The sequence below is a fragment of the Shinella sp. WSJ-2 genome (assembly GCF_003432075.1).
Classification (GTDB): Bacteria; Pseudomonadota; Alphaproteobacteria; order Rhizobiales; family Rhizobiaceae; genus Shinella.
The window spans coordinates 134,772-148,479 of record NZ_QWBU01000003.1; the positions used below are offsets into that span (position 1 = coordinate 134,772).

The window sequence follows — 13,708 nt, forward strand, 5'->3', positions numbered from 1 at the left end:
TGGCGCTCAGAAATCCTGATAGTTCAGCGGCGTCACCTCGACCATGCGGCGTCCGAGCGTGGTGCTGGCCGTTCCGTGTGCCATGATGCCGGCCCGCACTTCGGCGGTGACGGTAAGGGGGAACGAGGACGCCGTGCTCGCGGCGAGCGTGACGGCACCTGCCGTCTGCGCGCCGGTGCCGGCGGCGGCTTCGGCTTTCACGGTTGCCTGGAAGGAGCCGCCGGTCGGAATGGAGGCCGTAAGCATCGTGTCGAGCGGCTCTTGCGGCTTTTCCGGCAAAAGGCTGCCAAAGGCCCAGGTCTTGGCGAGGTCCGTCTTACTCATCGGCGCGACATTGACGTCAATGTCGTTTTCCGCCCCCTTCACGCGGTAGGGGCAGCGGCGCTTGGAGCAATTGACGCCGGCGGAAAACTGCCAGAGCGCGTAATTGTCCCAGTTGCCCATCGGGAACGCGCCCTCGATGCCTGGCTTGTAGCGGGCGTACCAGAGCGGCAGGCGCGAGAGGATGCGGTACTTATCGCGGTTGAGCGCGATGGTGCGGGCGGTGGAATGGTTCGTGTAAAGCACCGGATAACGCCCGGTGCGCGTCTTGATATGGCCGGCGAAGATCTGGGCATCCTCGAGCGACATGTAATTGTCGGGATCGATGCCCTCGATATCGAGCACCATCATCTCGTCGTCCTGCGGATTGGCATAGTCGAGGAAATGGTTGGCCTGGTCGATCGGATTGCCGGGGCGGGCAAGATGATAGGCACCCCAGAGCAGGCCCTTGGCGCGCGCCAGGAGGCGGCGCGTTTCGTAGAGCTCGCGGCTGACGGCGTATTTGCGCCACATGGTCTTGCAGTGGGCGACGGTGTCGCCGCTGTGCTCGCCCTTGCAGCTATAGCTTTCCGGCAGGCCGTCGGAGGCCTTGGAGATGAAGCCAGCGATGCGCGTGTCGGAGAGCATTTCCGACCAGTCGATCTCGTTCAGCTCATAGGCATCGATGACGATGGCGTTGTTCGTTTTCTTCCACGGTTCGACGGTGGCCGCCCCGGCGGAAAGGGGCAGGGCCGCTGAAAAGAGGAGGGCGGCGAGGCCGGAAAGATACTTCTGATGCAATGGACGCTCCTGTTCGATCCCCGGTCCTCCGCGAACGGACATGGTGCGTGGATATGGTTAATGCTCCGCTAACACAGTTTTTTCTGCCGGTCGGAACAAACAATCGTAAGCTACGTTCTTATGCGAAACTGCCGCATCTTCTTCCAAGAGGCGGCGCTTTTGGGAGAGCAGTCATGAAATTTTCAGGAAAATGTTTTGCCGTCGCGATGTCGGCGCTCTTTGCCTTCACGCCGGTCGTTCCGGCTGGCGCGATGCCCTTCGCACCCGCTAAGATGCAGGCAACGGGTGGAGAGGGTAACGTCCAGCTCGTCCGCAACAATGAATGGCGCGAAGGCTGGGATGGCCCGCGTGTTTGGCGTGAGCGCCGTGGTGAGCGCGGTAATCGCCATTGGCGCGCCGATCGGCGTGAGCGCCACTGGCGCGGTGACCGCGGCTATCGCCACGGCTGGTATCGCGGTCATCGCGGCTACCGCTATGCCCGACCGGGTTATCGCCACCACAATGGCTACTGGTTCCCGCTGGCTGCCTTCGGCGCCGGTGCCATCATCGGCGGTGCCATTGCCAACGATCGCGGTTATGTCGGTGGAGGTTCGCATGTGAACTGGTGCGCTAATCGCTATCGTTCGTATCGCGCCTACGACAACACCTATCAGCCCTATGGCGGGCCGCGCCGGCAGTGCGTGTCGCCCTATAGGTGATCTCTAACAAGAGCGTGCCGGATGGTCCCCCGGCACACAAAACAGGCCACCCGGTCCGCCAACCCGGTGGCCTGTTTTCGTATGCGACGGCTGCGGCAAGATTGACGTTTACGTAAAAATCAATAATCTGCCTGGCAGACACAGGGCCACCGGGTCGAGTCCCGAAGGGCGGTCGCAGGAGGATAATGATGTACAAGGCGCCGGTCGAGGAGATTGCCTTCACGCTGAAACATGTCGCGGGGCTTGCGCCCGCGCTGGAGGACGGCCGTCTCGGCGACCTCACGGACGACCTCGTCGAGGCCATCCTGTCCGAAGCCGGACGTTTCGCCACCGAGGAGGTCGCCCCGCTCGCCGAGATCGGCGACAAGCAGGGCGCCCGCTTCATCGATGGCGTGGTGAAAATGCCGGACGGCTGGCCCGCGCTTTACAAGGCCTGGGCAGAAGGCGGCTGGAACTCGCTGACCGCAGCACCGGATTTCGGCGGGCAGGGGCTTCCCCATATGCTGCATGTCGCAGCACTCGAAATGTGGAACAGCGGCTCGATGGCCTTCGCGATCGGCCCGACGCTTACAATCGGCGCCATTGAGGCGCTGACCACGCACGGTTCCGATCATCTCAAGACGACCTATCTGCCCAAAATGGTCTCCGGCGAATGGATGGGCTCGATGAACCTCACCGAGCCGCATGCCGGCTCGGATCTCGGCGTGATGAAGACACGTGCCGAGCGCCGCGACGACGGCACGTATCGCCTGTTCGGCCAGAAGATCTTCATCACCTATGGCGAGCATGATTTTACAAACAATATCGTGCATCTCGTGCTCGCCCGCCTGCCGGATGCGCCGGCCGGCACGCGCGGCATCTCGCTGTTCCTCGTGCCGAAATTCCTCGTCAATGCGGACGGCTCGCTTGGCCCGCGCAACGATGTGCATTGCCATTCCATCGAGCACAAGCTTGGCATCCACGGTTCCCCGACCTGTACGATGATCTACGGCGACGGCCGCTTTGGCGACGAACCGGGCGCCATCGGCTGGCTGGTCGGCGAGGAAAATCGCGGCCTCGCCTGCATGTTCACCATGATGAACAATGCCCGCCTTGCTGTCGGCATGCAGGGCGTGGCGATTGCCGAGGCAGCCATGCAGAAGGCAATTGCCTATGCGAAAGAGCGCACGCAGGGCAAGGCGCCGGGCTGGCAGGGTTCCGGCATGAGCCCGATCATCGAGCACCCGGATGTCGCCCGCATGCTGCTGACCATGAGGGTGCTGACCCAGGGCGCGCGCGCCATCACCTATGCCTGCGCGCATGCCATCGACATGGCGCATGGCGACGACGCAAAACATTGGGCCGAGCGCGCCAGCCTGCTCACCCCCATTGCGAAAAGCTTCGCCACCGATGCCGGCGTCGATGTTTCCTCGCTTGGCGTTCAGGTGCACGGCGGTATGGGCTTCATCGAAGAAACCGGTGCGGCGCGTCTGTATCGCGACGCCCGCATCGCCCCCATCTACGAGGGCACCAACGGCATCCAGGCGATCGACCTCGTGACGCGCAAGCTGCCGCAGTCGGATGGCAACCATATCAGGGGCTTCATCGCGGAACTGCGCGATATCGCCGCCAAGGCGCGTGCGGCCAACACTCCGGAACTCGGCGAAACCGGCGCGCGCCTCGAAGCCAGCATCGCCGATCTCGAATCCGCCACCGACTGGCTCCTCGCTACGCTGGCCGAGGGAAAGCAGGCGGAGGCCCTTGCGGGTGCCACGCCCTACCAGCGTCTTTTCGGTCTCGTCCTGACCGGCGCCTATCTCGCCAAAGGCGCGCTGGCCGATGGCGGCGACGGCCGCAACGGCGAACGCGCAGCACTCTGCCGCTTTTCCGCGGAAAACATCATCGGCGAGACTGCGGCGCTGAAGGATCGCGTCATCAACGGTGCCGCAAGCCTTGCGGCGGCCCGCGCGGCTCTCGGCTGAGGAGAAGAGCATGACCGACCATATCCTGATAGAGCGCCGGGAAAGCGCCCCCGGCGTGCAGGTGATCCGCCTCAACCGCGTGGAGAAGAAGAACGCCCTCACGCGCGCCATGTATCAGGCGATGACGGATGCGCTGCGGGCGGGCGATGCGGACGAGAGCGTGCGCGCCACCGTCTTCCTTGGCTCCGAAGGCTGCTTTTCTGCCGGCAACGACCTCAACGACTTCATGGCATTCGCCATGGGCGGCACGATGGGCCGCGAGGTGATCGATTTCCTGCATGCGCTCGCTGCCCACACCAAGCCGCTCGTTTCTGGCGTTGATGGCTTGGCGATCGGCATCGGCACGACAATCCATTTGCACTGCGACCTGACCTATGCCTCGATCCGTACGGAATTTCGCACACCCTTTGTCGATCTGGCCCTGGTGCCCGAGGCGGCTTCCAGCCTGCTCGCCCCACGCCTGATGGGTCACCAGCGCGCCTTCGCGCTGCTCGCGGCCGGCGACGGCTTTTCCGCCATCGCCGCGCGCGATGCGGGCCTCGTCTACGCCGTCGTTGAGCCGGGCGTCGTGGAGGAGCAGACGCTCGCCGCCGCAAAGCGCCTCGCCGCCAAGCCGCCGAAGGCACTCGCTATTGCCCGCAGCCTCATCCGTGGTGATCGCGCGGACGTCGCGGCGCGCATCGACGAGGAAGCGGGATATTTCGCCGCCCAGCTGAAAAGCCCGGAGGCCCGCGCCGCCTTCGAGGCCTTCATGGCGCGGCGGTGATCCATCTTGCGATTTGTGGTCTATCAATTTTAACAGTGCCTTAAACACGTTTTCCTAGGGTGCGGCCATTCTCCGGCCTCTTTGCCGGCGGTCGCATGATGCGTCCGTTTTTCGCCTTCCCGGCATGCCGTTCAGCATCGCGCTCCCGCCGTCTTCGGCGAGTGCCTCCTAGGGAACATCGCGCCCCATGTCCAAGCGCTCCAATCTCATGACGCGCATTCTCGTCGTCGCGTCGCTCGTCGTCATCGCCGCGTTCACCGGTTTCTCCCTCTACATCGACAGCCTGCAGCGCAGCGTGCTGACGAAATCCGTCGAGGAGAGCATTGACAGCTCCGGCAAGCAGGCGGCGCAGAGCATCGCCAACTGGCTGAATGCCCGCGTCATGCTGACCGAGACGGCGGCGAACGCCGCCGGCAAGGCCGCCGATCCGGCAGGCATCACCGCCGTGTTGCAGAACGATGTGCTCGTCGGCCAGTTCATGACCACCTATGTCGGCGACGAGGCCGGCACCTTCACCATGTGGCCGCAGTCAGCCATGCCCGAAGGCTACGACCCGCGCCAGCGCCCGTGGTATCAGGATGCGGTGAAGGCGAATGGCAGCGTGCTGACAGAGCCCTATATCGATGCATCGACCAATGAGTTGATCATCAGCGCCGCCACACCCGTCAAGAAGGATGGCAAGGTGCTGGGCGTCGCCGGCAGCGATTTCTCGCTGAAGTCCCTCGTCGACATGGTCAATTCTGTCGATCTCGGCGGCCAGGGCTTTGCCTTCCTCGTCAGCAAGAACGGCCAGATTCTCGTGCATCAGGACAAGGCGCTCGTCACCAAGACGCTGGCCGATGCCTTCCCGCAGGAGACGCCCGCCATCGGCGAAGGCGTGATGCAGACGACCTATGCCGGCGCGCCGGTGCTCGTCTCCTTCGTCCCGGTCACCGGTCTGCCGTCGGTGGAATGGTATCTTGGTTTCACCATTGACCGCGGCATGGCGTTTTCTGCCATCGATCAGTTCCGCATCGCCGCGACGATCGCGACCATCCTCGCCGTCGTGCTGATGATGGGCTTCCTCGCCACCGTGCTGTCACGACTCGTCGTGCGTCCGGTCAAGGACATGACCTCGGCCATGCAGAAGCTCGCTTCGGGTGACGTGCGCACGGAAATCCCCGGCCAGGAGCGCAGGGACGAGATCGGCCAGATGGCCGCCGCCGTCGCCGTGTTCCGCGACAATGCCATCGAGCGCACCCGCCTCGAAAACGCCGCAGAAGAGGGCCGCGTGCTGTCCGAAAGCGAGCGCCGCGAGCGCGAGGCCATGAAAGCGCGCGACGCTGCCGAAATCCAGCATGCGGTCGACGCGCTCGCCGATGGTCTCGGCCGCCTTGCCGAGGGCGATCTCGCCCATCGCATCGAAAAACCCTTCGCCGGCCATCTCGACCGCCTGCGCGACGACTTCAATCACTCCGTCACCAAGCTGCACACGGCGATGACGACGGTCGGCCAGAACGCCCGCGCCATCGATGCCGGCGCGACCGAAATCCGCTCGGCCGCCGACGATCTCGCCCGCCGCACCGAGCAACAGGCCGCCTCGGTGGAAGAAACCGCCGCCGCACTGGAAGAGATCACGACGACCGTCAAGGACTCGACCCGCCGGGCCGAGGAAGTCGGCTCGCTCGTCTCGCGCACCCGCGCCGGTGCCGAGAGGTCGGGTGAGGTCGTGCGCCGCGCCGTCTCGGCGATGCAGGGCATCGAAAAGTCCTCGCACGAGATCTCCAACATCATCGGCGTGATTGACGACATCGCCTTCCAGACGAACCTACTGGCGCTGAATGCCGGCGTCGAGGCGGCGCGTGCCGGTGAAGCCGGCAAGGGCTTTGCGGTTGTCGCACAGGAAGTCCGTGAACTCGCCCAGCGTTCGGCCAATGCGGCCAAGGAGATCAAGGCGCTGATCACCACGTCAGGCGAACAGGTCCGCTCCGGCGTGTCGCTGGTCGACGAGACCGGTGCGGCGCTGGAAGCCATCGTGCGCGAAGTGCAGGAGATCAACGGCCACGTGAACGCCATCGTGCTTGCCGCCCGCGAGCAGTCGACCGGCCTTCAGGAGATCAACACGGCCGTCAATACCATGGACCAGGGCACCCAGCAGAACGCCGCGATGGTGGAAGAACAGACCGCCGCCAGCCACGGCCTCGCGTCGGAAGCCGCAGCCCTCAATGCGCTGCTCGCCCAGTTCCGCCTCGGGCAGGGGGGAGCAACCTACGCCGTCAACCCGGCGCGCCGCGCAGCCTGATTGGCAGCTTCAGCTGAAGAAAAGGCCCGGGGTCGCTCCCGGGCCTTTTTGTTTTGGCATTCTCGGTTGCAGCCTGACCGGATATAGCTTGGTTGCACATTGCACAGACGAGGATGCGAAGAATGGTTGAATTGAGCGGGCGAACGGTCGTCATCACGGGCGCCGGCCGTGGGTTGGGTGCGGCGCTTGCCACGTCGTTGGCCGAGGCAGGATGCACGATCGTCCTGTGCGGCCGTACCCTTGCCGCACTTGAAAAGGTGGCGGACGGGATTGCGGAAGCCACAGGGCGCCGTCCCGCCTGCATCGCCGTCGATCTTGCCGAGAGCGCAAGCGTGCGGCGGGCAATCGAGGCGATCGTCGGCGCACACGAGCACATCGACCTGCTTATCAACAACGGCGCGATGTGGCTGGAGGCGCGCGATGAGCCGCATACGGCCGAGGAGGTCCTCGGTGTCATAAACTCCGCCGTCACCGGGACGTTCCTGCTGACTCAAGGCCTTCTGCCGCTGCTCCGGCGCTCCGCCAACCCGGACATCGTGACCATCGGCTCGGTCAGCGGCCTTCCGAACGGCTTGCTCGATGGCGTTTCCGTTCCCTTCTACGCCGCCAAGCGGGGCCAGACGGCGATTGCCGAGGGACTGCGGCAAATGCTGGCGGGAACGCCGGTCCGCTCGATCATCCTGCACCCGCCCGATCTGGACGACATTCAGCCGGGCGAACCGGCATGGGCCGAGGCGCCCGGCCGGGTCAAGAGTGCGCGCGCCACCAACCGGGATGTGGTGGAAGCCGTCCTGTTCGCCGTCACGCGCCCGCGCAACATCTCGCTCTCCATCGTGCTGGATGCGGATGATGGCGGGGTGTTTCCCACGCAGATACGCTGAGCCGGGTTGCGGTCGCTTACTTCTCCAACACCACCACCGCTTCCACATGTGCCGACCACAGGAACTGATCAACCGGCGTGACGAGGCGGATGCGGTAGCCGGCGGCCGTCAGAATTGCGAGGTCGCGAGCGAGGCTGATCGGGTTGCACGAGACTGCGATAACCGTCTTCACGCCGGAGCGGGCGAGCTCCTTGCACTGGTCCTCCGCACCTGCGCGGGGCGGATCGAAGACCACGGCGTCATAGACCTTGAGCTCGGAGGCCATCAGCGGGCGGCGGAACAGATCGCGCCGCTCCACCGTGACAGGCTTGAGGCCCTGCGTGTTGCGCGCGGCGAAATCCAGCGCCTTCAGCGCCTTTTCGTCACCCTCGACGGCATGTACCTTGGCCTGGCGGGCGATCCTGAGCGCGAAGGTGCCGGAACCGGCGAAGAGATCGGCGACGCGCTTGGCCTTGCCGAGCGCCGTCAGCACGATCTCGGCCATGGCATCCTCGGCGGGCTTCGTCGCCTGGGTAAAGCCGCCGGCGGGCGGCGAGACGCGCACGCCGGAAAACTCGATCTCCGGCTTCTGCGGCTCGATGACGATCTCGCCGTCGCTGGAAACGCGGTTGATGCCGGCGCGCAGCGCAAGCACGGTCTCGGTGACGGCGCGGCGCTGTTTATCGCCGACCTTCTTGACGCCTTCGAAGGCGAGGTCGAGGCCACCGAGTGTTTCCAGCACCGTGACGCGGAACGGTTCCGCCGAGGTGGCGATGGCCGCGGCGACGCGGCGGATCGCCTCGAGTCTTCCGATGATGCCGTCGCTGGAAATCGGACAGTGATCGATGGAGACGATGTGGTGGCTGCCGGCCTGACTGAAGCCGACCAGCATGTCCTTTTCCGTCCTGCGCAGGGTGAAGACGACGCGGCGGCGTTCGCCGGGCCGGGCGATGACGAGCGGCGCGACCTCGGCCGTAAGACCCTTGGATTTCAGCGCCTGGACGACGAGGTTGCGCTTGAAGTCATGATAGAGCGCATCGCTGGCATGCTGCAGCGTGCAGCCGCCGCAGGTGCCGTTCTTGCCGTCGGGGCCGAAGTGCACGCAGGGCGGCGTTACCCGCTCGGGCGAGGCCTCGGACATCGACATGACCGTGCCGTGGTTCTTCACGCGCGCCACGGCGACGACTTCGCCGGGCAGCGTGAAGGGCACGTAGACCGGACCGCCGGTCGTTTCCGCAATGCCGTCGCCGCCACTGCCGAGCCGCGCGATGGTGAGGGTTTCCGTCGTCATGGCTTGCGACCTCCGAGCAGGAACTCGACATTGCCGTCACCACCGGCAATCGGCGAGGGGATGAGGCCGAGGCTCTGCCAGCCCATGTCTTCCACAAGCCAGCGTTCGAGCTCCGCGGCGACGGCCGGCGCGCTCTCCGGATCCTTCAGCAGGCCGGCCTTGCTGATCGCCTCGCGGCCCGCCTCGAATTGCGGCTTGACGAGCAGGACGCAGAAGGCGCCGGGTTCAGCAAAGCCGAGCGCCGGGGGCAAGGCGAGTTTCAGCGAGATGAAGGAGACGTCGGAAACGACGACGCCGATCTCGCGATCCTCAAGATGGTCCTCGTCGAGGACGCGGGCATTCAGGCCCTCGTAATTGGTAATGCGCTCGTCTTCGCGAAGCCGGGGATGCAACTGGTCATGGCCGACATCGACGGCGATGACGTGGTTTGCGCCGCGCTCCAGCAGCACATCGGTAAAACCGCCGGTGGAGGCGCCGATATCCAGACAGTCGAGCCCGGCGGGGTCGAGGCCGAATTCATCGAGTGCGGCCTTCAGCTTCAGCGCGGCGCGTGACACATAGGCCTGGGCGGGGTCGTCGATCTCGATCTTCACATTGGCGGGAAAGGTCGAGCTCGGCTTGGTAACGGTGCGGCCGTTGACGCGCACGGTGCCGCGCGAAATGGCGTCGCGCGCGCGGGAGCGGCTGGCAACGAGGCCGGCATTCAGCAGGAGCTGGTCGAGGCGGATGGTTTCGATAGGTCGGGACATCGCCTCTCATGACGCCTCATGGGGCGGGTGGCAAGCCCCGTCGCCGTCAAACCTCCTCATATGGTCTCTGCCGGAATGGCGAGCCCCCAAAGAAACACTATGTCATATTCATTCTTTCTTAAATTATGACAATCACCGTTCGTTAAGGATAACCGGGATGTGACCGGCATTTGGCTCCATGTGCGGACGGAGCGCTTCCAAAGGTTTTCAGCAATGGCGACCCGTCGGGAACGGGCGCAAGGAGCATCCATGACCCTACGTCTGTCCCACCGGATCGGCCTGATGGCGCCGATTGCCGTCGCGGGCATACTTCTCATCGTCGGTATTTTCGAAGTCGAGCGGCGCACCGCTTAAGAATATGGCGCCAAGGTGGAGCGTCAGCGCAGCGCCGACGACGCCCTGCGCGAGTTGGAGATCGACTTCCTGCAGAACCGGCGCGCGGAAAAGGATTTCCTGCTGCGGCGCGACGAAAAATACATCGCCGCCCATAAGGAGATTTCGGCAAAGGCCGAAAAGTCGCTCGAAAACCTCGGAACGCTCCTCGACAATCCCGCGACCCGCGCCGATCTGCAGACGATTTCCGACGGCTACACCGCCTATCAGCGCAGCTTTGCAACGCTTGCGCAGGCCAGCATCGCGCTCGGCCTCGACCCGTCGTCGGGCCGGGAAGGGGCGATGCGCACGGCGGTGCACGCCATCGAGGAACTGTTAAAAGCTGTCGACGACAAGGGTCTTCAGGCAAGCATGCTGATGATGCGCCGCCACGAAAAGGATTTCATCATGCGCCGCGACGCGAAGTACGTCGCCAAGCACGCCGAAGAGCGCGCCGCCTTCGCCAAGACACCGGCCGAAAAGTTCGGCGGCGCGGCAAACCAGGCGACGATCCTCAAGGCGCTCGACGACTACGGCAAGGCCTTCGAGGACTATGCCGCGATCGCCGGGACGGAGGCCGCCGCCCGCCAGAGCGTGTCCGAAGCCTTTGCCGCGGTGGAACCCGTCTTTGATCAGATGTCTGCCGGTATTGCCGCCGACAAGGCTGAGGCCGAGGCGGAGAGCGTGAAGGCGCTGGAATTCGCTCATTCGGTCGCCATCGCCGCAATCCTGGCCGCGATCGCCACAATCGCTGCGACGGTTCTTTTGATTGGCCGGTCGATCTCGCGCCCCATCGTCGCCACCACGAAGGCGATGACGGTTTTGGCCGGCGGTGACACCGCCTCCGCCATTCCCTATGCCGGGCGTCGCGACGAGATCGGCGAAATGGCCGGCGCTGTGGAGGTCTTCCGCCAGGCAGCCATCGCCAATCGCCGGCTTGAAGCCGAAGCGGCGGAAAACCGGAAGCGCGCCGAGGCCGAACGCATCCACCTCCAGGAAGCGGCGGAAGCGGCCGCGCAGGCCCGCCTTCAGCAAGCGACCGCAGGCTTGGCAGGTGGTCTGCGCCGTCTCGCGTCGGGTGATCTAAGCTTCCAGCTGACGGAACCCTTTGCGCCCGATTTCGAGCAGCTGCGCCACGATCTCAACTCCGCCGTCGCCGAACTCGGTGCGACGCTCGGTGCCGTCGCGCAATCGAGCGGTTCTATCGACGATGGTTCGCGCGAGATCAGCGTCAGCGCTGACGATCTCTCCAAGCGCACGGAGCAGCAGGCCGCGTCGCTGGAGGAGACCGCCGCGGCACTCGACGAGATCACCGCCAATGTTGCCAACTCCACCAAGCGGGCCGATGAGGCACGCAGCGTGGCGGGCGAGGCCAACCGCAGCGCCCAGAAATCCGGCGAAATCGTCGCCGGTGCAATCGAGGCGATGAAGCGCATCGAGCACTCCTCCGGCCAGATTTCCAACATCATCGGCGTGATCGACGAGATCGCCTTCCAGACCAACCTGCTGGCGCTGAATGCCGGCGTTGAAGCGGCGCGCGCTGGTGACGCCGGCAAGGGCTTTGCCGTCGTCGCGCAGGAGGTGCGGGAACTGGCGCAGCGTTCGGCGCAGGCCGCCCGCGAGATCAAGGACCTAATCCGCAACTCCACGGCCGAGGTCGAGGGCGGCGTGCGGCTGGTGCAGGATACCGGCGCCTCGCTGCAGGCGATCGGCCTGCATGTCGCGACGATCAACCAGCATATGGATGCCATCGCCATTTCGGCCCGTGAACAGTCGGTCGGCCTTTCGGAGGTCAACACCGCCGTCAACCAGATGGACCAGGTGACCCAGCGCAACGCCGCAATGGTGGAAGAGACCAACGCCGCCAGTGCCTCGCTCGCCAATGGAGCGGTGCGGCTACGGGATCAGATCTCCCGCTTCGTACTCCCGAGCGTTTCCGGTGGCATGCGCGACCTGAAGGCCGTGCATCGCAAGATGGAAACGGTGGCGCGCGCACCTGTTCGGCCAGCGCCGCTCGCTTCTCACGGCAATGCCGCGCTCAAGCAGGAATGGACGGAATTCTGAGCGAAGATCTTTCGTAAATACAAACGCCCCGGTCATGCCGGGGCGTTTTGTTTGTGGTAGGGCCGGTCAGAGCCAGATGATGCGGCCGGAATAGGTTTCGATCGTTTCGAACTCGGTCATGGCGGAAATACCCTGCGGCTTCATCTCGTCGCGTGCCGCACGCACAAGGCCGGGATCGCCTGCGATATCATGCGACTTGCGGATGTCCGGTAGCTTTTTCTGCAGGATGGCGATTGCCGCGGCCTCGATGGCCGGGTCGTATTCCGGCCGCTCTTCGGCGGCCGCGATGGAGGTATGGCAAAGCGTGGCGGCAAGAGCCGCAAGCAGCGCGTATCGCATAGTGAAAATCCCTGTCCGGCTTTTCTTTTCGTTGCGGGGACACTAGCAGCCGGAGGTTTCGCAACGGCCAAGGGATGTGGTTACGCGGTTGCAAAACGGGATGGTTGAGAAAGCGTGAGGGCCGCTTTCCCGCGCTTGCCGTGCCGAGAGATTTCGGTTGTTATCGCGCCACACGCCATTGGAGATTTCCATGAAAAACGCTTTGCGCCACCTGCCGCTGCTTTTCGCGCTTTCGGCAGCACCAGCTCTCGCCAATGACACGATGGCGGAGCTGAAGACGGGCGGGCTCACCTTCGTGCGCACGCCGGAAGTGGAGATGACAAAGGAGGCGCTGTTCATCTCGCCGAGCGAAATCCGCGTCGACTATGTCTTCACCAACACCTCGGACAAGGACGTGTCCGGCCTCGTCGCCTTCCCGATGCCCGATATCGGCGGCGATCCCTATGCCAATATCGCGATCGACGATTTCGAGACGGACAACTATCTCGGCTTCACCGCCGCGCAGGATGGCAAGGCGGTAGCCGTCACCCTCCAGCAGCGCGCCTATGCCTCCGATATCGATGTGACGGAGGACCTGAAAGCGCAGAATATTCCGCTCCTGCCGATGTCCAAGGCCGCCAAGGAGGCGCTGAAGAACCTGCCGGAGGACGTCGCCGCCGACTGGATCGCCCGCGGCCTCATCTTCATCGATACCTATGACGATGACGGTACCGGCATGAAGGACTACCGCACGCCGCTCTGGTCGCTGAAGTCGGTCTATTGGTGGCGCACCACCTTCCCGGCGGGCAGGCAAGTGACGGTGCAGCACCGTTACAAGCCGAGCGTCGGCGGCACGGTCGGCATCTCCTTCCTGGAGGACGGCCAGCCGAAGGGCGAGCGCTATCAGGATTACGTCAAGCGCTACTGCATCGAGGACGCTATCGTGCGCCGCGCCCAGCAGGCCGAAAAGGACATGCAGGCAGGCAAACCCTATCTCTTCGAGGCCTGGATTTCCTACATCCTGTCAACGGGCGCCAATTGGGGCGGCCCGATCAAGGATTTTTCGCTGACCATCGACAAGGGGGCTGCGGAAAATCTCGTCAGCTTCTGCGGCGAGGGCGTCAAGAAGATCGGCCCGACGACCTTCGAGATGAAGGCCAAGGATTTCACGCCGACCAACGAGATCGATATTCTGCTGCTGAAGCCAAGCGGGGCGCAGGCGCAGTAAAAGCACGAGGGTAGGGCGG

At 64.4% G+C, this 13,708-nt stretch carries 11 protein-coding genes; 7 read left to right on the forward strand and 4 right to left on the reverse strand.

What is annotated here, in order from left to right; all coding sequences use genetic code 11:
- Positions 1–6 precede the first annotated feature (6 nt).
- Positions 7–1,101 (reverse strand): GH25 family lysozyme, encoded by a 1,095-nt coding sequence (locus D0Y60_RS08295; RefSeq protein ID WP_245409125.1) that lies wholly within the window; start codon positions 1,099–1,101, stop codon positions 7–9.
- Between the two features lie 173 nt (positions 1,102–1,274).
- On the opposite strand from D0Y60_RS08295, the gene D0Y60_RS08300 reads away from it, so the two are divergent.
- The 5 genes from D0Y60_RS08300 (at position 1,275) to D0Y60_RS08320 (ending at position 7,688) form a co-directional block, all read left to right on the forward strand.
- A complete protein-coding gene (locus D0Y60_RS08300; RefSeq protein ID WP_199564127.1) occupies positions 1,275–1,799 on the forward strand; it encodes a BA14K family protein in 525 nt (174 codons plus the stop codon).
- Between the two features lie 188 nt (positions 1,800–1,987).
- A complete protein-coding gene (locus D0Y60_RS08305) occupies positions 1,988–3,760 on the forward strand; it encodes an acyl-CoA dehydrogenase (protein ID WP_117368717.1) in 1,773 nt (590 codons plus the stop codon).
- 10 nt (positions 3,761–3,770) lie between these two features.
- Positions 3,771–4,526 (forward strand): crotonase/enoyl-CoA hydratase family protein, encoded by a 756-nt coding sequence (locus D0Y60_RS08310; protein WP_117368719.1) that lies wholly within the window; start codon positions 3,771–3,773, stop codon positions 4,524–4,526.
- 187 nt (positions 4,527–4,713) lie between these two features.
- Positions 4,714–6,807: a methyl-accepting chemotaxis protein gene (locus D0Y60_RS08315; protein ID WP_117368721.1), complete on the forward strand. Its 2,094-nt coding sequence runs from the start codon at positions 4,714–4,716 to the stop codon at positions 6,805–6,807.
- A 122-nt stretch (positions 6,808–6,929) separates the two neighbouring features.
- Complete coding sequence (locus tag D0Y60_RS08320) at positions 6,930–7,688, forward strand: SDR family oxidoreductase (protein ID WP_117368723.1); 759 nt, start codon at positions 6,930–6,932, stop codon at positions 7,686–7,688.
- A 16-nt stretch (positions 7,689–7,704) separates the two neighbouring features.
- Here D0Y60_RS08320 and D0Y60_RS08325 read toward each other — a convergent pair whose 3' ends face one another.
- Both D0Y60_RS08325 and D0Y60_RS08330 read right to left on the reverse strand, forming a co-directional pair.
- Entirely contained in the window at positions 7,705–8,958 is a 1,254-nt protein-coding gene (locus D0Y60_RS08325) for a class I SAM-dependent RNA methyltransferase (RefSeq protein ID WP_117368725.1), read from the reverse strand.
- Positions 8,955–9,707 (reverse strand): TlyA family RNA methyltransferase, encoded by a 753-nt coding sequence (locus D0Y60_RS08330; protein WP_117368727.1) that lies wholly within the window; start codon positions 9,705–9,707, stop codon positions 8,955–8,957. The genes D0Y60_RS08325 and D0Y60_RS08330 overlap by 4 nt, the downstream gene beginning before the upstream one ends.
- A gap of 369 nt (positions 9,708–10,076) precedes the next feature.
- On the opposite strand from D0Y60_RS08330, the gene D0Y60_RS08335 reads away from it, so the two are divergent.
- The gene (locus D0Y60_RS08335; RefSeq protein WP_245409126.1) at positions 10,077–12,143 is read left to right on the forward strand and encodes a HAMP domain-containing methyl-accepting chemotaxis protein; all 2,067 of its coding nucleotides are present in this window, start codon (positions 10,077–10,079) and stop codon (positions 12,141–12,143) included.
- A gap of 66 nt (positions 12,144–12,209) precedes the next feature.
- On the opposite strand, the gene D0Y60_RS08340 is transcribed toward D0Y60_RS08335, so the two are convergent.
- Positions 12,210–12,482: a hypothetical protein gene (locus tag D0Y60_RS08340; RefSeq protein ID WP_117368729.1), complete on the reverse strand. Its 273-nt coding sequence runs from the start codon at positions 12,480–12,482 to the stop codon at positions 12,210–12,212.
- Positions 12,483–12,672: 190 nt separating this feature from the next.
- On the opposite strand from D0Y60_RS08340, the gene D0Y60_RS08345 reads away from it, so the two are divergent.
- Positions 12,673–13,689 carry a DUF4424 domain-containing protein gene (locus D0Y60_RS08345; RefSeq protein ID WP_117368731.1) on the forward strand — a complete coding sequence of 339 codons (1,017 nt, stop codon included), beginning with the start codon at positions 12,673–12,675 and terminating at the stop codon, positions 13,687–13,689.
- Positions 13,690–13,708: the final 19 nt, after the last annotated feature.